The following is a 21876-nucleotide window of genomic DNA, read 5'->3' on the forward strand; positions in this document are numbered from 1 at the left end:
CGGCTTAAGTTACTCAGGACCAGGTTCGCCACCTCAGACCGGAATGACGGTCGTCTCGAACACTTCCTTGAGGCATACAAAGGTGCGCACCTGCCGCACGCCGGGCAGGGCCACGAGCTGGGCGGTGTGCATCTCGTTGAACGAGTCGATGCTTTTGATGCGCAGCTTCACAAAATAATCAAACTCACCGGTGACCAGCTGCACCTCAAGGCAACCCGTGAGGCCGGCGGCGGCTTTTTCAAATGCGGCGAATGAGTCGGTGGTGGAGCGGTCGAGCACGACACCGATGATGACCAGGCCGTTGTAGCCCAGCGCACGCGGGTTGACCAGCACCACGGTCTTGCGGATCAGCCCCAGCTCCTTGAGCCTGGCCACCCGCCTGGAGCAGGCCGGTGCGCTGAGGTTGGTTTTTTCGGCCAGCTGCATGTTGGGCAATGAGGCGTCCTGCTGCAGCAGCTTCAGGAGCTTGCGGTCTACCCGGTCGAGTTCTTTTTCCATTGGGGAATTGTACAAATCTTGCATTAAATGGCAATTCAACAAAATAAATTGTGCATTTATCCAATTCAAAGATTTTTGGGTCGCTTTATTCGCTGAAGTATGCAATTCATTCCACAGACCCGGCGATACGATTTGACCCAGGACTGCACCCAACCCTTCACCCACATGCCCTCCTTCTTTGCGGCCATTTCAGTCTACGCACCAGGGCTTCAACCGAGAAAAACTTCCATGCCTACCCCACTTCAATATCCGCTCCAGCTCCAGAAATTTGCAAAACACACGCTGACCTTCGGGCCCAGCCCGATACAGCCGCTCAAGCGCCTGAGCGCCCACCTGGGCGGCAAGGTCGAGCTGTTTGCCAAGCGCGAAGACTGCAACAGCGGCCTGGCGTTCGGCGGCAACAAGACGCGCAAGATGGAATACCTGATCCCCGAGGCGCTAGAGCAGGGCTGCGACACGCTGGTGTCGATCGGCGGCATCCAGTCCAACCAGACGCGCCAGGTCGCGGCGGTGGCGGCGCACCTGGGCATGAAGTGCGTGCTGGTGCAGGAGAACTGGGTCAACTACTCCGACGCGGTGTATGACCGCGTGGGCAATATCGAGATGTCGCGCATCATGGGCGCCGACGTGCGCCTGGACGCGGCCGGTTTTGACATCGGCATCCGCCCGAGCTGGGAGCAGGCGATGGAAGACGTGCGCAAAAAGGGCGGCAAGCCCTTCCCGATTCCGGCGGGCTGTTCAGAGCACCCGTATGGTGGCCTGGGGTTTGTCGGCTTTGCCGAAGAAGTGCGTGCGCAGGAGGCAGAGCTGGGCTTCAAGTTTGACTACATCGTGGTGTGCTCCGTTACCGGCAGCACGCAGGCCGGCATGGTGGTGGGCTTTGCGGCAGACGGCCGTGCCGACCGGGTGATCGGCATCGATGCGTCGGCCAAGCCGGCACAAACCCACGCGCAGATTGTGCGCATCGCACAGAACACCGCCAAGCTGGTGGAGCTGGGCCGCCCCATCACCGAAAAAGATGTCGTGCTCGACACCCGCTACGGCGGCCCCGAATACGGCCTGCCGTCCGAAGGCACGCTGGAGGCGATACGCCTGTGCGCCCGCCAGGAGGGCATGCTGACCGACCCGGTGTACGAAGGCAAGTCGATGCAGGGCATGATCGACATGGTCCGGCGCGGCGAGTTTCCGGCCGGCTCACGCGTGCTGTACGCGCACCTGGGCGGCGTGCCGGCGCTCAATGCCTACAGCTTCCTTTTCCGCAACGGTTGAACATGGAACGGCCTGCAGCACTGACCGTGGCGCTGGCAACCCGGCTGATGGAAGCCTTGTGCGCAGCGCCGCCTGACGCTAAGGCACCCGAGAGCGCCGGCATGCCCCTGCTGCGCGCGGCACTGAATGACCCGGCCATGCACACCGTGGTGCTGGCCATCAGCAAAAACGGACCGGCGGCCAGCCTGGTGCAGGTAATACGGCAGCCGGACACGCTGCATCAATGGGTGGAGCTGGCCTGCATCTGAACGCGACGTCAGCATTTTGCTATCAATTAAATAGCTGCTCGCGCATGACTCTATTGGGTTGCAGGCCTTTTTTACGCATCAAAAGCGGGCTCCAGGGCCTTTTTCCGCGGTCCAGCGCCTGCCTCCACACGCTAAAACCGCTTGAAAAAGGCCATTTTCAAGCATGAAAAGTGGTTGTATCCCAATAGGATCATGCGCAAGCAGCTATGGTTTTAATAGCATTCGTCGGCTAACGACCTCTAGATCCGGTCCTTCCAGCGCTGCATTTCCCATGAAGGCAGGCCCCGGAGGTCGCCGACCTTCGCGCTCTGGAATTCCCCGATGGCGGGTTTGGCACCCATCCGCTCGTAGGCCTGTTTGGCGAGCGGCGCGGTTTGCACGAACACACTTTTCACCTGCGCCCAGCTCAGGGGTTGCGGGATGATTTTTGCGCCTGCAATCATTTTGGACGTGGCGAACAAAGCCAGCGCGTCACCTTCGGTGGACCAGGACCAGCCGCGGCGGAACACGACTTCGTCGCGAACCACCCTGGCGCCATCTGCCGGCGACAGGCCCCAGTAGGACTTGACCAGCTGCGAGACGGCCTCCGGGTCGGCTTCGCTGAGAACGCTCACGGCCTCCTGCTGCGCCAGCAAAAAGGCCAGCACGAGGTTGGGGTGTTTTTCAACCAGGTTGTTGTGCACGATGCGGAAGGACCGGTGCAGGTAATAGCCGTCGGGGTAAAAGGGCGAGTTCTTCACCGAAGGCAGCAGGATGCCGGCGCCCTTGCCGGCCGGCCCGTCGTAATGCGCTTCGGTATAGCCGTAGGAGTTCATCACAGCCACCGTGCCCGTGGCCTGCGCTTTCAGGAAGGCCGGGTACACGGCCAATGTGGCGTCCACGCCGCTGGGCACCTGCGCCGCTTCGGGCAAGGTGGGCAGATGCACCATGCGGATGCCGTGCGCGGCCGGGTCGGGGTTGCCAAGTTCATAGCGCAGGATTTGCGTGAACGCGTTGTACGGGTCAGCGCCCACCAGCGTGCCGACCGTCTTGCCCTTGAGGTCCTGCACGTTGTGGATGGGCGAGTCCTTGCGCGTGCACAGCAAAAAGCGCAGCCGCCCCTCTGCCACCGACACCAGGCTGAAAGGAAGCTTTGCCACGATGGCGCGCAGCGTCGGCGTGTTGCCCCACATGGCCATGTCGAGCTGGCCGGCCGCCAGGGCCTCGACTTGCGGGGCCGCAGCGGGATAGGCACGGTAGTCCACGGTGAGGTCGTAGCCAAATTCCGCCGCGTGTTTTTCGATCAGCTTTTTATTGATCAGGTACTGCGTGATCGGCGAGTTGCCCGCCGCCCACGGAACCCAGCCATAGGACATCGTGAACGGCTTGCCGGCCTGCGCGCGGGCAAGCTGCGCCAGCCCCACCGTCGCTGCGCCGGCCAGGCCGGCGCCCTGGCGCAGCCAGTGCCTGCGCGTCAACATTGATCTGCCGGCCATAAAGACCTCTCTTTCACGTGAAGAACAGCCACGCGGACCCGACGGCGCAAACCTGCAGCTCACACGGCCGGCAGGCTCACGCCCTCGTGTTTCGCATGGTGTTCGTGGTCTATTCTTTCCACGAGCTCATACACCTCGCAGGGCTCATCCTTCGGGCCCAGCGGCACTGTGGCCACCAGCCTGAAACGGAAAAACCGCGCGGCCGCAAGCGCCACCGCACGGCTGGCGGCGATGTTCACGCCCAGCGCATTGGCCTGCCGCGCCAGCGCCCGGGCCCGGTCCAGCGGTGCGCCCACTGCGGTGAAGGTCAGGTGATCCCAGGTGCCAAAGTTGCCGACTGTGGCATTGCCGAAATCCAGGCCGAAGCGCGGTGGTTTTACCGGCACGTCCAGGCCTTCGGCCAGCGTCTTCATGGAGTCCACCGCGCGCAGGGCCGCCTCGCAGGCGTAGCCCGCCGGGTTGGACACATTGAGCGGCGTGTTCCACAGTGCGACGGCGGTGCAGCTTTCGTAGCGGTCCATCATGCCCTTGCCCTGCGCCACTTCCACCGCCAGGATCTGCAGGTAGTGGTCGGCATGCGGCGACCAGGTCATGGCCGTGGCGTGCTCCTCGTCCAGCGCGGCGCACAGCACGGCCAGCTCGCGTTGCTCGACGCCGGCCTGCGGCGTCAGGCGGTTGGCAATGAAATGCTGCACCAGTGGCCGCGGCACGTAGCGCGAAAAGCCCTGCAACGCGATGCGTGCCAGCGCCAGCGATTCCTGCAGCCGGCGCACCTCGGCGATGTCGCTGTCCTGGGGAATGTCGCTGTCGAATTCAAATTGCCGGATGTGCCTGGCCGAGCGCACCAGGTTTTTCAGGGGCCTGGCCAGCCGGTTGGCCATCCAGAACAGCATGGGCATCAGCAGCACCAGCCCGGCCACGCCCACCCCCAGCAACATCCAGCGCATACGCCGCACCTGCGCCAGTAGCAGGTTCTGGTCAGACACCAGGGCCACATAGGCCTTGCGGCTGAACACGCCCTCCATGGGCATCACCACTGCGGCAAAACGCTGGCCGTCTGCGCCTTCAACCGAATGAATCGGCGTATCTTTCAGAGAGGCCTGCGTCATCAGCGGCGGCAACGCGGCATACAGGGGGTCATCCAGCGCGGCGAGGCTCACGGGCCGGCCGGACGCCAGCAAACGGCGCAGACGGTCCGCATCGGACCAGCCCCAGACGCGGCCCTGCTCATCAAAGAGGATCAGCTCGGCATGGCTTTCCTGGCTGCGCGCACGCAGAAAATCCGAGAGGCCCGCGACCGTGAACGTTACCGCCGCGACGCCACCCTTCGGCCCGCTGAGCGGCCGTGACAACGCCATGCCGAACTCCGCCGGAAGCTGCAGCATGAAAGGGTCGGTGGCCTGGAAGGTGCCCAGGTTCAACTCGCTCACCCCCTCGTACCAGGGCCGGCTGCGGGGGTCATAGCGGTTGCCCCAGGGACGCCGCTCGCTGGCAATGGCGGTCATCTGCTGGTCGTAAAAAACCCATTCCTCCACCCGCTTTTCGTGTTCGTCGACCCGGATGATCTGCTCCGCATAGCGGGCTTCCGGCAATGATTTGGCCCAGGCCCGGTCGCGCTCGGTGCGCAGCACCATGCTTTGCAGGTAACTGCCGTCCGGGTAACCGAACACCAGCGAGGCGATCTGGGGATAGCGGTTTTGCATCGACATCTGCATGCGCTGCACTGAAATGTCGTTCTCGCCTTCGAGGCCGGCGTGCGGGTCATTGGTGGTGGCTTCCAGCCAGGCGCGGGCCGGCTCCTGAAAGCGCAGCAGCTGCTCCTGCGTGCGGCGGCCCAGTTGCTCCAGCTCGCGCTGCGCGCCGTCCAGCACGATGCGGCTTGCCGCCAGCTCGGCCAGTACCATGAGCGCCACAACAAGCACCGTACCCAGCGCGGCATAGGTCCAGAACAGGTGGGAGCGAATCGACCTGGCGTGAAAAGTCAGCGACTTCAACTTTTTCAAGCGTGTCCCCCTGCTGTGCTTGTTTGATCGCAAGATACGCTGCAGTAATACCTTTGACAAGGCGGTTGCTACTGCCCCGCGAGGGATCTTTTCGTCTTCCACATTTTGTGACGTTTGTCAGGATTTTCAGTGTGACGACTGACAGAGGGAGCGTCATCAGAAATGCAAATTTTTGGGCGCCCGTATGGATACAGATGGTGACATCGGCGCGGCCTGTTTGCGACATGTACCGCTGGAGTACACACCCCGGGCTATAACGGAAGCGCTACATGCGAGCGGCCGCCTTGCCGATTTGCTTTGTATTGCACTGGATCAAGGGACCTGCGATTGAGCGGAACGGTGCGGGAGCTATAACCTCGGCTGGACAAGCCAGATCCACAAAGCCGCGGCGAATCCGATCCAGATCAGCACGATCACGAACGCGGCAATCCGGCTGCCCGGCTTCGCACCCTGCTCCTTCACCCAATCATCAGCCCGGTTGCGGCAATCGGCGAGCACCTCTGGAGGCAGGAGCCTGATGGTCAACCAGATCAGCCCCGGGAGCAGCAAGGCATCGTCCAGATACCCGAGCACCGGGATGAAGTCCGGAATGAGATCAATGGGACTCAGCGCATAGGCCACGACGAAGAGCCCAAGCGCCTTCGCATACCAGGGCGTTGCCGGGTGCTTGCCGGCGAACCAGAGCGTCAATCCATCGCGCTTGATCCGCCTGGCCCAATTGTCGAGTTTGCCGCGCACTGTCATGCGCACAAGCATGCCACAGCGATTGGAATGATCACATCGATTGCAACGATTCCGTCGATTTGCAGACTGTCGTTTACCAGGGCCCGTCGAGGATCCGGGGAAAAGTATTGAGTTTTGCGAGCCGATCCGTGTATGCCCTACCTGTCAGTTCTGACAGGGGGATGAGGGTTGTGATCGGAGCGATTCGAAAGGTCACAGGCTTTGGGTGTTTTCAAAAAACTGATGTCCATTCGCAGGTTTGTAAGGCGTAATAGGTATCGACGATCAGTCAAGATCCGTCATCGCCACGCAAGGTTTGTCAGCACGGGTCAACACTTGCAAGCGCCAGCCATATTGGCGAAAGGCTGTCAGGCTGACCCGTGAGAAGAGGCAAACAATTCCTGGGTGCATTTCCGCACCTCGAATGCAATTCACACATTCTGCTTACAGGAGTTTGAAGCTGGAATTCAGTGAATAGTTGCGTCAGCCTTCAGTGCAGTTCAGCAGCCAGGTCGATCACGAATTGTCGGTATTAATTGCTCCTGCAATTGGAGGATGTGAGGGTTTGGCAATTCTCTTATGTTTGCTTCCAGGCACTCGGTTTCTTCTTGCTTCCTCGCGAAAGCAGGCAGAAGCCCCTGAAGTAGCCGCAATAAAACGGGGGATGTTGATGAGTGCAAGATTCGGCTTCCAGTTGCTGGGATCTTCGGAATCCCTGGCGAAAGTGCGTACGCAGATCGAGCGTGTCGCCAGAGTTGATGCGGCGGTTCTCGTCGAGGGTGAAACAGGAACCGGAAAGGAAATGGTGGCACGGGCAATTCACTACGGCAGCAAGAGGGCCGACCGCGCTTTTGTTCCGGTCAATTGCGGCGCGCTGGCGGAAACCCTGGTGGAAAGTGAACTTTTCGGCCACGAGCGTGGGGCTTTCACCGACGCAAAAGTTGCTTCGCTCGGGCTTGTCAGCGAAGCCGGCGGCGGCACACTTTTTCTTGATGAGGTCGACGCGCTCAGCCTCAAGGCCCAAGCCGCGCTGCTGCGCTTTCTGCAAGATGGCAGTTACCGCCGCGTCGGCGGGAGTTCGACCAAACAGTCCGACGTTCGTATCGTCGTGGCCAGCAACGCCAACCTCAACGAGCTTGCCGAAGCACGCCGTTTTCGCAAGGACTTGCTGTATCGCATCAACGTGTTGTCGGTCTATCTGCCAACGCTGCGCGAGCGCGGCGATGACGGGATCGAACTTGCCAGGATTTTCCTGACGCGGCTTGGCCACCATCACGGAAGGCCGCAGGTTCGCCTGACACCCGCATCGATCGCATTCATCCAGAGCTACACGTGGCCCGGTAATGTGCGTGAACTCGAAAATGTTGTCCAGCGAGCTTTCTTGCTCAGCGACAGCAACGAAGTCGATATCAGCCAGGCAATGTCACAGCCCCGCGGCGAGCGTTCCGCTGCCGCCGAACCGGAGGTCTTTCGCACAGCCAAGCAGCAGGCCGTCAAGGAGTTCGAGCGGCTGTATGTGAGCCGCTTGCTGATGCAAACCAACGGCAACCTGACTCAGGCGGCACTGATCGCGGGACAGGATCGCAGCGCTTTCGGACGGCTGGTGCGCAAACACAGTCTGAGCCCCAGCCGGGTCCAGGCCACCACCGCAGCCCGCGCCGGTGAAGCCTGAGTCCGAGCGTGCTTGCGAAGTACGGACTTGTCCTGTTGACCCTGGTATTCGGCATGGTGGCCTTCGCCGCCGGGTTGCTCGCGCCTTCCTCATTCAAGGAAGGTGCGGCAAAAATAGTGCAACAAATCGGAGCGAAAATCCCGGGCCGTGCCGATCCCGGCATACCGGCGGCTTCCGCACCCGCCGCGACATCTGGCAGCACACCGGCGGCTGCTGCCGCTTCTGCAGCCGCTGCGGCCCCAGCAAGCGCGCCGGCCGTCGCGGCGTCATCACCCCTGCCTGCGGCCAGCCTGATATTGCCGACAGTGGCCACGGCCTCTCCAAGCTTCGCGCTGCAGGCCGCACAGTTTTCGACGGCGCAGCCCGCCAGCCAGCTGGCTTCGTCAATACAGGCACAAGGTGTCACCAGCACGGTCGTGCTGATGGGCGAGCCCGAGGGCGGTTCATGGTCAGTGGTCACCGTCGGGCGTTTTGGCAGCGCGGACGAGGCACTGTCCCAGCGCAACTACCTCTCGCTCAAGCTCGGGCTGCCACCCAATATGGGCACCATCTCACTGCCGCCCCCACCCAAATAACAACTCAGCGCAGCAAGTGCGCTACCGGGTGCCGCTGCAGTTTGTTGACCCAACCAGCCTGGCCGTAGGTGTCGACATAGCAGACCACGAGCTGTGCCATGCCGAGCGAGCAAAAGTAGACGTACAGGTTCGCATCCTGCTTGGGGGCCATGTACCAAAGCCACGGGCGGGTGGCCAGGCCCCAGCTGCTGACCCGGTGCACGAGCAGGTCGGCCTGGCCGAGGTCACTGACGAGCGCGACACGGATGTTGGCGTCACCCATCGTGGGGGATTCATAGATGCGCGGCATGTATTTCTTTGTGGTCGGGGTTTTCCTGCCGCCGCCGGCGAGCGGTCTGCCGGATCGGGGTCATTTGTTTTTCAGACCGCCGGCGACTTCGGCACGGCACTTCACACAATACTCCATCGCGTGACCCGCACTGACCTCGCTGGTGGCGTGGTGGTGCACATTGGTCAGCGCGCCGTGCTGCTGGACGTCGTTCCAGGCCAGGAACGACGACTCCTTCGCCGCGTACTCGTGCCAGCTGTCCATGCCGGTCATGCTTTTGGCAAGGCCGTCGAGCGTAGCCTGGCGTTGCTGCATGAGCGTGCCGTGTTCCGCAATGCGGGTTGCCTCGGCCGCCTGGTACTTGCTCATGAGCAGGTTCTTGCGCGCATTTTTGGTGTTGGCGCCGAAGGTCGGTGCAGCTGCCGGCACATAAGCCGGTACGGCTGGTACCAGCCCGGCCGTGAACGCGTCGAGGTGTGCCGCCGCATGAGTGTTGCCGCGCTGGTTCAGCTCCTGGTGTGCGGCGATGAGGCTGTGCCCTTCGGCGCAGGAAAGCCCGCGTTTGTCCTCAGCCGGAGTCTGCTGGACATGCCGGTCCATGAGTTTTTGTGCAAGCGGATGGGCCGCGTGGTTGGCCTTCATATAGGCCACGCGGGTCTGGTATTTCGGTACGCCGGCGCCTCCATGCGGGACCGGTGTTTTGGCCCAGGCGGTGTTTTTTCCAGTCACAGACAGCGAAGCATCACCGCCCGTCAGGCGCCCTCCGCCAGGCGCTGTGACCGTCATCGTCGCATGCACGAGGTCTCGCGGCGGAGCAGCGGTGGAAGGCGATGCCGTACGCGTCGTCTTCGGGCCTGACTGCGCTGTGACCGGCTTGGACAGCGCTGGCGTTTGTCGTTTGGATGCCATGGTTTACTCCTTTGAAAGCCTGGGGATGGCCGGTGCCAGAACGCTGAAACAGCATTGACGGCCCGGCGAATGCGCGTATTTCATGACCGATCCACGCGGAACGGCTCTGATACGTATTGAGTGATGTCGCGCGCGCTCCCGCTGGCGGGGGGAGCTTTGGAGGCTTTCCCGCCAATCTGTGAACCGTCATAGCCGCCGCCGGCAACCGCATTTCCGGCTTCCAGCGCGGTACTCCTGCGCGGCGAGCTGGGCTGAGCAGGATCAAGCGTGCGCGTCCCGCCGACGCTGATTGCCAGCGCCTGGAGGTGTCGCCGCACGACGGCTTTTTCTGCCGGTTTGAGCGCACCGTAGACCTGGGCGAGGCGCTCCTTGGCCTGGTTACGATCATCTTCCCAGGTTCCAAGCGCGCGCTTATCCTTGAGTTTTTCTGCTCCCTCTGCCCGGCTGGCCAGCGCGCCGGGAGCCATTGTCAAAACCGTGGCGGCCGCGGCAGTCACCGCCATGGCGGCGGGCGTCATCTCCGTGTCCTGCAACGCGGCCATTGAGGCCGCCCGCAACATATCATGCGCGGCAGCCTGACCGGTGCTGCGGACCCCGGAACCGCTGTGCCCGGCAACGGAACCGCCCGGTCCACTCAAAATAGTACGAGCGGTATCTGTTCTCGCACCGTCACCCGCCTCCATCATTGGTCTTATATTGCTTTCCGGGAAAGTAGCGTGAGAAAAAGCTTTCCAGGAGGCTTCTTCCATGGCCGGCATGGCTGACATGCCCTTGGCATGTTTCACCCTCTTTTGCAACTTGGGAGTCATGTCAGTCACGACGAACGCCTCGTGATAGCCGCTGCTGATCCCGTGGCTCGTCGGGTTGGAAGCGTAACGGAAGGCTCCTTTGGGAAACGCCTTCGATCCGACGACCATATCTACTACCTGGGGCCGAAACCCGTCCTTGGCCTGCATTGGTGTCAGCGTGCGATCTTGCGAGGCCTTATAGGCCATAACATTGCCAAGCCATTGGTCGGTGCCCTGACGCCAGCTCTTTTTAGTGGGCATACCCATGAGCGCCAGGTCGCCAAGCTTGCGGGGTTTTGCCTTGCCGACCCTCTGGATCGCCGCCAGTTTCGCCACCTTTGCAGCCTTTGCCTTTTGGGGGGAAGGCGGGCCCGGCAGATGGGGCAAGGTCTTTCTGGACTTCGTCAGTTTGGTCGGCTTAGGCATCAGGCACTCCCGCGGTCAGGGCAGCGGACCTGACACCGCAGGCCCAGCAGTCGAGCTGCCGGCGATCAAAAAGGCTTGAAGCCCGTGTAATGGCCCTTCTTCCTGAGATCAAACTTCATAAACGACGGGCCCCCAATCTGCTGGCTGCCCGTGATCTTGCCCTGGCTCACTGTCGTGTGATGCACCTGATCGGTGTACTCGTGAAGCACATCGTTCTCGATGAAGGACTTATGAAGCGAATCTTTGGTTGAAACACCCGATGTATTGGCCGGAATTTTGTTGCCTGCTGCCAGCCGCCTCTGCGTCAGCTGCAAGGCATTCATCACCCCGCCGGGCCCTCCCACCGGAGTCATATGCTTGGTCAACGCGTTGACCATTGCCCTGATCTTGTCGCAACCCGTCAGACCCACGAAGCCCAAACCCTCTTTAAGCAATCTTTGTTTTGCCATGTTGCACTCCTTAAAAAATTTAAACCATTCGCTGATGACTGACCGAGACCCAAAGCCCGCTTACACCCATCCTCATGAGGCTCATGACACTTCAGGCGGATACGCTGCCATCAGGATTTTTTTGGCCCCTTACCTTCAGCTTTAGTGCTCATTTTTTTGTACATGTCGGCAAGTGCCGCGCGCCGCTCGGTGACAACGCCCACAAGATGGCTTTCATGCGTCGAATCGATATGACCGGTGTTCTTGAGACGCTTTAGCATGTCGAGCTGTCTGTCCATGCCCCACTCCGCGTCCCGTCTCGGCACCACGCCCTTCTGCGATGGCTTGTCGAAGGGCCGCGGATCATGGAGTGTCGGTTTTCCGAAGAGAGTCGATTCCGTCGTCGTCGCACCGAGCTCGGCTTGGATCGCTGCCGCATAGTGATCCTGCGTTGTTTGCATCCTGCCCGCGAACGGCACCATTCCGTGGTGCGCTTGCAGCAGATATGCGCGAAAGTGCTGGGCAGCTTTGCTACTGCCGGTGGTGAGCTTGCGGCGGTGCTGGGTTTCATTCATCGCCGCTGCAGGCAGCCGCTTGCTCAGTGCCGCCCCACCACCGCTCTTTCTCGAACTGCCCACAGGCTGATGCAGTGAATCTGGAGTCATGTGGTCGACCTCGACCGATGCGCCAGACGGTGTTCTTTTATAGGTTGATTGTTGCGCGTGGGTTCCGAGCACCTGCTTGACACGTTTGACCGGCGGAAACTGGCCGGGCACCGGGCCTAGCTGCTTCTTGGCGGCAAGGTCGGCGGGTTGGCGCCGGGACATCGCAGCCGGTGCTGCGGCGGCCCCGCCGCCAGACGCACTGGCCGCTGCGTTGCGCGCCAACTTCGCGGCGCGGAGCGCCATCGCAGACAGGCTGGACGCTGTTGCAGCCATTTTTCCCGCACCCGCTGCAGCAGGCGGAGCCGCACGCGCGATGGTGAGGCCTGCGCGCCTCGCGGTAGTTGGTGCTGCGCGAGCTAGCAGAAATCTAGACAGCATGAACACTTCCCCCTATGAGAGTTTGACCGGTCACCAGCGGCTCTCCGATGCAATCGCAGATCGCCGCAAGGCGTAATTCGAGTTCGTCATTGGTGCAGGCAAGCGCCCCAGGCAGCGCGAGGTGCATGAACCGGTAACCCACATCGTCGCCACGCGACTCGTGCCCGAGCGTGTCAAACCCGGCTTTCTCAAGCAGCCGGTGCGAGCGCGTGTTGCCCTCGTGTACCGAGGTGAACAGGTGCCGTACCGGTCCGCCGGCGAGGCTTGCCGTCAGCAATCGCACCGCACGCGCACCAAAGCCAGTGCCTTGATGATCGACACCTATCCAGAAATGGATATGCGCCATATCAGCCTCGCGGCGCAAACCGACGGCACCGACAAAACCGAAATTCCGGTGAACCACTGCATATTCGGTCCCCTCGCTGCCGCCTACATGGGCAAGATAGGTTTGCGCCTCCGCTTCACAGGTAATTGGCGGCAATCCGGCCACCACGGCGATGTTCGGGTCCCGGTATTGATGCAGCCATGCCGGGATATGCAGGACATCAAGTGGCTCGAGCGAGAGCTCATCGTCGCGCATCGCGTCGGCTTCATACCAGTTGCTGGCCTGCCAATTGGCCAGCCGGCGCTCCAGCAGCTCATGCATGCCTTGCGCCTCAGGGTGACCGGCATCCAGGCGCAGACATTCCCGTACGACGCGCAATGCGGTGGCGCTGCGCCCGGTTTCCGCCTCCAGTCGCGCACGCAGCAGCAGCTGATCGATGCGAGAAGCCGTCGGCGAATCGCTGTCGGGAGTCGCGGCGAGCACATCACGTGCCAGCGCCCACTGACCCACATGCACCAGCAGGCCTGCAAGGCCAAGCCCCGCATCACAACGCTGACGCGGTGTCATCTGCTGCCATGTGCGTGCCAGGCTGCGATGCAGTGTTTGCAGTGCACCTTCGTCCGCAGCGTCCAGCAGGCGAAGATCAAGGCTGTCGAGGATGGATTGGAGAGCCCAGGGATCATGACCCGAGCAGCGAAGGCGAAAATTGATTTCGTCAACGCTCCCCACAGGGCTGTGGGGAGCCCCGTGCCACCAGCGCTCCGCTGGATGGTCTTCATCTACCGTATCGATCAGACTGCTCCAGCTTGCGGCATCCATGCCGATGGCATCGTCGCGGCAGGCCATATGCTGAATGCATCCCGATGCGCCCCACTCCAGATGCGCAACATGCGCTCCAGCGCTTTCCTGATGCATCCCAAGTGCATGAAAATTGGCGGGGAAGTACAGTTCGCCAGGAGCGAGTTGCTCAGGAAGCGCCATGCAGTTAAGCCTGATCTGCCGCTCATCGGCGACTCCCTGGTCTGCCGCCAGCAGCAAATAGCGCCCGGCAGAAAAATCGGCAAGCGCATCCAGCAAGGACAGTGCGGCGTTTGAAAGTAGAACAGTGGCACTGATCAGGCTGGCGCGGTAATGGCCCAGCAGCGCGGAAGCGGCTGAGGCAAGCTCATCCTCCGCCAAAGCCTGCCATTCAGAAGTCAGCGCGAAACGACCTTCGCCGTCTGGCTGCGCCTGAACCCGCGCCTGCAATAGTTCGCCGTAGTGCACACCGTACAGTTCTGCCGGCAATGCGGAGAACCCGCCTGCCGTCATCGCGACCACCGGGTTGCGTGATCCGAACAAGGCAAAGCGGTTCGCACCGAGCAAAAGCGGGTGGCCGCGCCGAGCCTGCCAGCTTGCCTGGTCAAGCCAGCCGCGCGCGACAAAAGGCTGAAGTGCTGGCTGTTTGAGCAGCGCCAGTGCCGGTTCTTCACCCGCCAGGGGGCACAGCACATACCGGACGGGCCAGCCGAGCATGCCGCAGGCATGCATCTCATCGCGCAAAGTGGTCAACAGCACCGCAGCCAGGGCGCCGTCATCCGGACCCATGTTCAGGATGTAGAGTGGTTGCGACAAGTCCAGGCCACCCAGGCGTTCAAGCCTGCTCCAGTACATAACTACGGCACGCGCCCAGGTGCACCCCAGGCGCGGGCCGGTCAGGGCGGCAGCAATGCCCGAACGCTCCTTAAACAGAAGGGTCGGCAGTTCGCAAAGGTTTTTCCAGACCGAAGCGGCGATATCCATCGCCACTGACGGAGCCGACGGATCAGTCCCCGGGGAAACCGGTACGAGAAGCCCTTGGGGTTCAGATGATGCGATCATGTTTCCTCCCGCGCTGCGGGTGTTTCAAGCCCCACCAATTCGAAGATATTGAGTTGGCCGCCAAGACGGATAAACACCTCCTGGTAGAGCTCGGCCGTGTTGAGCCTTCCCCATTCGATCGCCCGGCGTATCAGGTAGGGCGCCGGGCTGTGCGGATCCATCTTGAGCAGTGTGTCCCCGAGTTGCTCCAGCATGGCGTAGACCTGGCGCCGGTCATCAATGGACCGCGGTACGGCAACGCCGGCCCACGTCTGGTCATCCATGATGGCCGTCTCATCGGATCCCGCGACGGTACCTGGCCCCGGCCCGGATTCGCCGCCTGCGGCCGCCAGCGTTATCCCGCGCCGCTGCAGCTCGGATTCGGCCAATGCGTACAGTTGAGCCAGCAAGCCGGCCAGCGCCGACAGACTCGGTCCGTCCACCGCGAAGTGGCGGTCGATGCTGTCTCTGAGCAGTTGCATCGCACCGAGCGCATCATTCAACTGCTGGTGCAGCGCCTGATACCAGGCCAGGGGCGTCGCGGCCATCGCTGCAGTGATCGTTTCCGTGCTGGCATGCTCCTCCTCATCAGCGCTGTTAGCTGCGGCCGCGGCGGCCGGGGCCAACCGTTCGCGGTGCATGGCAACTTCCCAATCGGCGAGGTTGTAATTGCGATGCATGCCCGTTGAAGTCATGGCGAGCTGCTTGAGCACAAACGGCAAACGGTTGTTGAGCGAACGCAGGATGTTGGCTCGGTGTTCGCCGCCGGAGTCAGCGTCCTGGGGATAGAGATCGTCCCAGTAATCACGCAACAAGCCATCAAGCAGCAAAAGGCTGGGAGCTATCGCGGAAAACCCATGCTGGTTCACTTCGGCCTCAAGCAGCCAGGCAGCGACCTGCAGGTCCTTGGATTTGGAACAAAGGGCCTCGGTGGCGACACGGCTCACTACTGGCCAGTCCGCTCGCTTGAGCTTGTGCTCCCACGGACCCAACGGCAAACTCGCATCGTCCTCGCGTCTGGCGTTCTGGATGGTGTTGTAGACACCATTGCCTTTAACCGAATAACCGGCGGGATTGCCCGCGTCGATCGGGTCGAGCAAGGTCTCGAGCGAACATCCAAGCCGTTCGCCGAAGTAACGCTGTGATCGGGTCATCAATTCAGTGTTCATGGTTTTGCTCGCTTTTGCGTGGAAACATCTTGCCGCTGCGGTGCAGACCTGGGAAAAGGTCCCGGCCAGACCAGGCTGGTACTGGCCTGGGATTTCGGATCGGTGCCAGACAGGGTCAAGCCGAGGTAGAACGTGGCCTGGCCCGTCGTGACTGCCGGGGCTGTTGTGGGTGTCGCCTGGGTCGTGCGCTGTATCGGCACACTGAATTCGAGCAACGCCTTGCCCGGCTTGAGGGGATCAGCCGGTCGTGCCGGCACAGGCTGGTAGCGCTGCAGCATGCGCAGCAACGCCCAGTTCCCGCTTTCAGTGAACGAAGCTGTGCTGCCTTCGACCCGGTAGCCACTTTGCACCGGGTATGCGGCCGGTCGCCAAACAGACAGCTCGGCCCAATTCAGATCAAGCGCGAGCACCTGGCCGTAGCTCCAGTCCACGGTCGGCGGCTTTCCACCCGGATAGCTCGCCACCCGAGAACCTGAGCTCACAACCCAGCTCACGACCTGTTCACTGCCAGGCGACTCCTGGGGTAGCGCACGGAAAGTGATGTCGAGCTTTAGAGGCTGCGGTGCTGCGCCTATACCCAAGCCTGGCCGCAGAAACTGATCGGCTGCATCGAGTTCACTGAGGAACCCGCGTGCCGAAACGACCCAGCCAGGGGTGCTCAGGCCGGACAGCGACTGTTGCAGCGATTCGCGTTGCGCGGCGTAGTCACTGAAAAAGGTCTGCACCTCCGCCAGCGAGGCGTCCGGACTGCTGGTTTCGCCGAACGGGAATCGCCCCTTGAGCCGGCTGTTGAAGCGTTTGGCCAGGGCATCGTAGGCAGTGGTTGCCTGTTCGGTACGACGGTCGACACAGCGCAGGTTCAGTTGCGCAATCAGGTCGCGCCGCCTCTCCGAGAACATGTCGTTCCCGTAGTCGGCTGGCTGGTAGGCCGCCAGCACCTTGCCGCAGTTCGCATAGGTGAGATCGGCAATGGTCTTGAGGAAAAGCGTGTCGAGAGCGCCAACTTGCTTGCCCGGGTCCTTGAACTGCACGTAACTGGTGACCTCATTGATCGTATTACTCCAGTACGGCAAGGTTTGTGCGTTGTCGCGCTGCGCATCGTTGACGCCGTCAGTGTTGCGCAACAGATTCACGAAAGGATCAGCGTAGCCAGCGAGTACCTGAGCGCGCGCAACCTGCCGCGCGAGGTAGTCGCGTATCACCGGCGTGGTGCCCAGGTTCACGAGCAGGCCGTCGGCAGGACCGGCCTCGGGGTCATAAAGCCGGCTGCCACTCACAAGGCCCGAGACGCGGCCGAGAGCATCCGACGAAAAGTCCCGCGCGCACTGTGAAACGCGTCCTGCGCTCGCGGTAAAGCCGAACTGGGTATAGAGCCGCAGGTTGCCGATCAGCGGATCCAGTGCGCGCGAAAAATCGCCACTCTGCTGCAAAAGCTGCTGGTCTGCCGCCGAGACCGCGTCAAGTCCCTGAGGCACGAACAACTCAGTTGCAGCCGACTGCGCCGAGCGCATCGCGTCATTCATGACCTGCTCAAGCTGCGCCCTCGCAAGCCGGTCGAACAGCGGCTTGCTGGTTGCCGGCGCACCGAGAGGCGGCAGTCCCTGGCCTGCTGCGAATCGCTGGTAATCAGCAGCGTAATTCATGGACCGGCCGAGGTCTGCCAGGCGCCAGCCGGGCGCTGAACTCACGCAGGCGAAGGCCTGCGGGTTCCGGACCTGCATGAAAGTCTGCTGTAGCAGGCTTTCGAGGCCGCGTACCTCTGCCGACAGTGCCGGATTCATGACGAGACTCCGGCCCTGTGCGATGAGCAGAGGCCCGTAGGGCGAAAGCTGCATGCCACGCAGCACCTGCATGGCCGGGTTGTAGCACCTTGCCTCATCAAAACCGCCGTCACCTGCCAACAGGTCTTTCGGATAGCTGTACTGTGTCACGAGGGGCGACAGCAGTTGCCGCAGTTCCTTCGCGTCATCGGCGCAGGGGTTGTTGTTCGGGTCCGATGGCACCCATGATTTGGCGACCCAGACCAGCCATGAGGTGAACCGCCTGGTGTTGTCAACAAGCGGCCCTTTTGCCGGATCAACCCTGGCCAGGAGGCTGGGGCCCATCGAGGCCTCAGCAAGCAAATCGACATGCAGTTGCCGGCTGGAATTCGCCAACTGGCGCGCCCAGTTGCCGCGCGAACGCTCGGGCACATTCACCACGCCGCTGTAAGGCACCTGCTCGAGCGAAGCGGCAACCACGCCGCCGGGCCGCGCCGCAGCAAGGGGCAATCCCGCTCCGTAGACGTAGAGATAAATCAGGTTGAGATCATCCAGCTTGCGGACGGTGGATTCGGCGGGTATGGCAGTCAAGCGTGCGAAACGCTGGAGCTTGTCTTCCAGGTTGTTCACCTCCAGCGCAAGCACCTTCAGGTTGGCGCGGGTTTTGGCATACGCCGAGTTGTTGACTGTGATACCGGCAAGCGTTGGCTCGGAAGCCGCGACCAGACCAGCGTCGAGCCGCGCGACCCGCGCCTGCAGGCCGCAAGCCAGCGCCGGAAACACCGTGCGCGCCATCACGGTACTGGAGACAGCCTGCACCGCGTTGTTGCTGGCACGCCGATCGACCCAGGACAGCGGCATCGTCGCGAACACCAGGTCGATATCGAGGGCCGAGGCCCGGGACAGCGCATCGTCAATCAATGGGCGGCCGGCGCAGCTCTCCTGTGCACCTGCCAGCGCCTGCGACTGGTAGAGCGCGGCGATGCTGCGACCCAGACCATCAACCTGGCGCTGCAGCCGCCAGCCCGATAACACCAGTGCCAACAGCAGCAACCCGGCCAGCACGATGCAGGCTTGCTGAAGCCGCAGCAGCCCCGGCTCACGCGACCAGAATGACGCCAGCGTGGCGCGCGCCAGCCCACACTCCCCCAACGCCTTTTGCGTCAGGACGTCTTCGGCAAACGAGACATCGGCACGCGGCATGCCAGCTGGTGCGCCGGTGTCTTCGGTGCAGCCTGTGAAATAGACACCTCGGCACAGTGCAGGCTGCGTCGTCGCCGTGTCGTGAAAGACCTCGGCCAGGTAATCACGCAAGGGCGCATGCAAACGCTCGAAATGCCTCGGAAACAGAAAAAACGCATCAGCGTCGGCAATCTGCTCCTGCGCCGCAGCGGCCTCTACCTGGATTTCCTTGAGTCGTTCACCGATGTCAACAAATGCCTCGTCAATCCACTGTACCGGGCCGGACTGCAACAGGCCGTCGCGCGCCGACCAGCCGAACATGCTTTCCCTCTGCGAACGCCCCTGCAGACGCCAATACGGAGCAAATCCATCGACCGCGTCGCACTGGCTGACGATCACGTAGACCGGCAAAGCCAGGCTGGTGGCGGCACGCAGGTCGTCGAGCTGTCGCCGGGCATCGAGCGCGAGTTGAAGCACACTCTCACGGCCCATGCCCAGCAAGTTACGGGAGGAAACCACCAATAGCGCCCCGTCAAGTGCACGTTCGGGGCGCAGGTGGACGAGTCCGCGCAGTACGGCTTGCCAATCTGCCGCGTCGGATCCGGTTTGACCGGCAGCGCTGAGCTTGCCTTGCGGGTCTATGAGTTCACCCTGTGCCAGGCTGTGCCAGGCTGTGTGGGGGACGCCGGCGATCGTCGCCGCCTGTGCGTCTGGCTGTTGCCGGACCTGTCGCAACGAAGCGATCAAGCTGCTTTTACCAGCGCCGGCCTGCCCGATCATGATGACCCAGGTTTGTCGGTAGCGCTCCCGTGCGGTTCTGGACAGCACGGTCCGCAGCCCGCGCAACCAGGCCAGGAACGACTGCCAGCGCGTTCGCCAGAAACTTCCCTTCAAAACGGGCTTGATGGCACCGGCCGCAACTATCAATTTGGCCTGGCGCGAGCGCACTATCAACCAAAGCACCAGGATTCCGAGTGCACTGGCGACTGCGGCAAGCACGCCAAACCAGATACTGCTGATGCTGCTCATCTCAGACACCCGCAACCTTGACCAGCGGCTGGATCAGCCATAGCCAGAGCGCCGACGACATCAGCACAAAGCCAAGTGCATAACCCATCGCCAGACGCAACCACGGGCGCAGGGGCGCGACCCGCGCATCGGCAGTCGACTTGACCGTGTGTTCATAGGCTTGCACAAACAGCCTGCCGTCAGACTCTGCCGGTCGGCCGTTGACAAAACGGTATAGTCGCTGGCGCAGTGTGTCCAGGAACAGCTGGCCCTGCGTGCCCCGATGCATTCCCTTGAACCCAAGCTGCAGCGCGAGCAGAAAGCAGGCAGCGAGATCGCGATGCAAATGGGATCGGGACACCACAGCCAGCACCTGCTCCGCCATGTCGAAGAAGCGGCGCCCAGCCTGGCGCGAACCGAACTGCCGGTGCTCAAGCAAAACCTCGAGCCAGGCATCCTGCGCCGGCCACGAGAGTTCAAGGATGAAAATCTCGTCAGCCAGCACCACCATCACATAGCTGGCTGCCGTATAGGCGCGTTGCTGCGCTTCACTCGCGGTAGCCCGCATATCGCGTGCCTGGCCGGCCAGAAGGTCGGCCAGGCGCAGGCTCACACGGCCCGCGAGTTCGGCCGGCTCGGCCGGTGCCGCACCAGAGACCCCCAGGTAGGCTTGCAGCGACCCGCGTTCGCTTTCCTGCCGCACGCGCGCAACCTCCTCATAGAACTGCGCAAAGCAGCTCAGGAGCGGCATTTCGGGCATAGCAGCAGGCTGCATGGCTGCGTCTTTCAGGTCCGCGTGCCTGCAGCGCGCGCACGATAAAGCAGAATCATCGCGGGCGGGGTTCCCGGCGACTTCTTGTCACCGCTAATGACGAGGTTTTGCCCTGGGCCGAACAGCCTGGTATCGCCTTCTTTGAGCTGCAGGACCTGGTTGTCGATCGCGAACAAGGCCGCTCCCGAACGCAGGTTGCGTTTCGCCAACTCCTCAGCGGTCAAGAGGTGCGGCCTCGCGGTCACGCGCAACCGGGCTGCGGCAGGCAGCAACGCCTCGCTCGCGATGCAGGCGTCAAGCAACCAGCGTTCCATTGACGCGCGTCCATCGGCCCCCAGGCCCTGGCCGCCTTGCGGCCTGAGCTCGACAAGCAGTTGTTCACCCGCGTCAGGAGGCAACACATGTGTAAAAGTACCGTCGGCATGGCGTTCAAACGGCTGCAGCTCGAAACTGGTATTGATATAGCTGAGCTTGCGTACCACATAGTCCAGCGCACGCCGGAACTGTGGCGAACAGTCATCGTGCTGATAAGCGTCCAGCACAGGCGGGATGGGATTGGCGCCGAACGATGCCATCGTGCCAAGCAGGAGCGCCAGGCTGTCGTAGACCGCGCGCGGGCTCGACTCGGGGCGCTGCACGATGAGGCTGAACTGCGGCAGCACGGCAGCCAGCCGTCGGGCCATCTCCAGGTGCTTGCGGAAATGGGCGCCCTGCAATTCATCGTCCTCGGGGCCGTCGCTTTCCCGGTTAGCGCCCAATTCGCGCAGCTTGAGCCACAGCGCTTCATTGAGCAGCTGGAGCCGGTGCCGCAAGCCGGTTGCCTTGAGAAAATCGCCGGCCTGCCAGCACAGCATGGGCGGGTGGTAGGGCTTGAATTCGACATGCCTGTTTTCTTCGCGCCGGAACAACTCGAACAAGGGACAGACCTCGTAGCCGGCCGGGGCTGCAACTTCGGCTGACAGCGAGATCGCCGGCCGCAGGCGGTCGACCGGCACCGATCCGGTCAGGGTGTTCTCGTCAAGCGATACCAGGCCGTGCACAACCTCATTGCGCGCCGGTGTCGTATTCCAGTGATTGGAGGCGTTGCCCCGCACAGGCATGATCAGCGACAACCGCACCCCATCCGGCGTGCGCTGCAACTGCGCGGTGACATCAAGTTCGAGCGCTTTTCCGGTGTACGAGCCGGGAAACACGACCGGCGTGCCGTCTGGCATGATGCATTCAAGCCGTTTGATTGCGACGATACCGGCCTTGAGCTTCACCATATCCAGCTGCAGCAGGCTCAATCCCCAAAAATCCGGCGCGACGCACGATAGCCGGTACCTCAACTGCTCCTGCCAGTAAACATCGCTCTGCTGAAAATGCTGGGGTGACAGCAACATCCCTTCGATCCACTGGACACTGTCGGGCAAGGCCGGACCGGCCGCAGCTGAGAACAGCTTCGCTGCGGGCTGGGCGGCTTTAGGCGCTGAAATGGTTTCAGGCATGGGTTCTCC

The 21876-nt window shown here is 62.2% G+C and carries 18 protein-coding genes; 4 read left to right on the forward strand and 14 right to left on the reverse strand.

From position 1 onward, the window contains the following. Window positions 1-33: 33 nt before the first annotated feature. Window positions 34-498: an Lrp/AsnC family transcriptional regulator gene (locus AC1DY9_RS19510; RefSeq protein WP_457282561.1), complete on the reverse strand. Its 465-nt coding sequence runs from the start codon at window positions 496-498 to the stop codon at window positions 34-36. Between the two features lie 228 nt (window positions 499-726). On the opposite strand from AC1DY9_RS19510, the gene AC1DY9_RS19515 reads away from it, so the two are divergent. Together AC1DY9_RS19515 and AC1DY9_RS19520 are read left to right on the forward strand one after the other, a co-directional pair. Continuing rightward, a complete protein-coding gene (locus AC1DY9_RS19515; RefSeq protein WP_477667389.1) occupies window positions 727-1767 on the forward strand; it encodes a 1-aminocyclopropane-1-carboxylate deaminase in 1041 nt (346 codons plus the stop codon). A gap of 2 nt (window positions 1768-1769) precedes the next feature. After that, window positions 1770-2015 (forward strand): hypothetical protein, encoded by a 246-nt coding sequence (locus AC1DY9_RS19520; RefSeq protein ID WP_457282559.1) that lies wholly within the window; start codon window positions 1770-1772, stop codon window positions 2013-2015. A gap of 239 nt (window positions 2016-2254) precedes the next feature. Here the strand turns inward: AC1DY9_RS19520 and AC1DY9_RS19525 are convergent, their stop codons facing one another. From AC1DY9_RS19525 to AC1DY9_RS19535, 3 genes are all read right to left on the reverse strand, one after another. Next, window positions 2255-3490, reverse strand: a complete 1236-nt coding sequence (locus AC1DY9_RS19525; RefSeq protein ID WP_477667390.1) for an ABC transporter substrate-binding protein — start codon at window positions 3488-3490, stop codon at window positions 2255-2257. 59 nt (window positions 3491-3549) lie between these two features. Beyond that, entirely contained in the window at window positions 3550-5493 is a 1944-nt protein-coding gene (locus AC1DY9_RS19530) for a hypothetical protein (RefSeq protein ID WP_457282557.1), read from the reverse strand. A gap of 348 nt (window positions 5494-5841) precedes the next feature. Continuing rightward, window positions 5842-6237, reverse strand: coding sequence for a YkvA family protein (locus AC1DY9_RS19535; protein WP_457282622.1), 396 nt, complete (start codon window positions 6235-6237; stop codon window positions 5842-5844). Window positions 6238-6694: 457 nt separating this feature from the next. Here AC1DY9_RS19535 and AC1DY9_RS19540 point away from each other — a divergent pair, with 457 nt between their 5' ends. Further along, entirely contained in the window at window positions 6695-7888 is a 1194-nt protein-coding gene (locus AC1DY9_RS19540; protein WP_477667391.1) for a sigma 54-interacting transcriptional regulator, read from the forward strand. 35 nt (window positions 7889-7923) lie between these two features. Continuing rightward, on the forward strand, window positions 7924-8463 hold the full coding sequence (locus AC1DY9_RS19545) for an SPOR domain-containing protein (RefSeq protein ID WP_457282555.1): 540 nt from the start codon (window positions 7924-7926) through the stop codon (window positions 8461-8463). Between the two features lie 4 nt (window positions 8464-8467). Here AC1DY9_RS19545 and AC1DY9_RS19550 read toward each other — a convergent pair whose 3' ends face one another. The 10 genes from AC1DY9_RS19550 to tssK form a co-directional block, all read right to left on the reverse strand. Beyond that, window positions 8468-8752, reverse strand: a complete 285-nt coding sequence (locus AC1DY9_RS19550) for a 7(1) septoil knot domain-containing protein (protein ID WP_457282554.1) — start codon at window positions 8750-8752, stop codon at window positions 8468-8470. Window positions 8753-8812: 60 nt separating this feature from the next. Further along, window positions 8813-9640, reverse strand: a complete 828-nt coding sequence (locus tag AC1DY9_RS19555; RefSeq protein WP_457282553.1) for a hypothetical protein — start codon at window positions 9638-9640, stop codon at window positions 8813-8815. A gap of 80 nt (window positions 9641-9720) precedes the next feature. Further along, window positions 9721-10854, reverse strand: a complete 1134-nt coding sequence (locus AC1DY9_RS19560) for a hypothetical protein (protein ID WP_457282552.1) — start codon at window positions 10852-10854, stop codon at window positions 9721-9723. Window positions 10855-10919: 65 nt separating this feature from the next. Beyond that, the gene (locus tag AC1DY9_RS19565) at window positions 10920-11303 is read right to left on the reverse strand and encodes a hypothetical protein (RefSeq protein ID WP_457282551.1); all 384 of its coding nucleotides are present in this window, start codon (window positions 11301-11303) and stop codon (window positions 10920-10922) included. 110 nt (window positions 11304-11413) lie between these two features. Then, entirely contained in the window at window positions 11414-12220 is an 807-nt protein-coding gene (locus AC1DY9_RS19570) for a hypothetical protein (RefSeq protein WP_457282550.1), read from the reverse strand. A gap of 94 nt (window positions 12221-12314) precedes the next feature. Next, window positions 12315-14510 carry a GNAT family N-acetyltransferase gene (locus AC1DY9_RS19575; RefSeq protein WP_457282549.1) on the reverse strand — a complete coding sequence of 732 codons (2196 nt, stop codon included), beginning with the start codon at window positions 14508-14510 and terminating at the stop codon, window positions 12315-12317. Beyond that, window positions 14507-15658, reverse strand: coding sequence for a type VI secretion system protein TssA (gene tssA / locus AC1DY9_RS19580; RefSeq protein ID WP_457282548.1), 1152 nt, complete (start codon window positions 15656-15658; stop codon window positions 14507-14509). The genes AC1DY9_RS19575 and tssA overlap by 4 nt, the downstream gene beginning before the upstream one ends. After that, window positions 15655-19629: a type VI secretion system protein gene (locus AC1DY9_RS19585; protein WP_477667392.1), complete on the reverse strand. Its 3975-nt coding sequence runs from the start codon at window positions 19627-19629 to the stop codon at window positions 15655-15657. The genes tssA and AC1DY9_RS19585 overlap by 4 nt, the downstream gene beginning before the upstream one ends. Before the next feature lies 1 nt (window position 19630). Further along, a complete protein-coding gene (locus AC1DY9_RS19590; RefSeq protein ID WP_457282546.1) occupies window positions 19631-20383 on the reverse strand; it encodes a DotU family type IV/VI secretion system protein in 753 nt (250 codons plus the stop codon). Between the two features lie 11 nt (window positions 20384-20394). After that, window positions 20395-21867, reverse strand: coding sequence for a type VI secretion system baseplate subunit TssK (gene tssK / locus AC1DY9_RS19595; RefSeq protein ID WP_477667393.1), 1473 nt, complete (start codon window positions 21865-21867; stop codon window positions 20395-20397). Window positions 21868-21876 lie beyond the last annotated feature (9 nt).

Source organism: Polaromonas sp. P1_F6 (assembly GCF_056405695.1).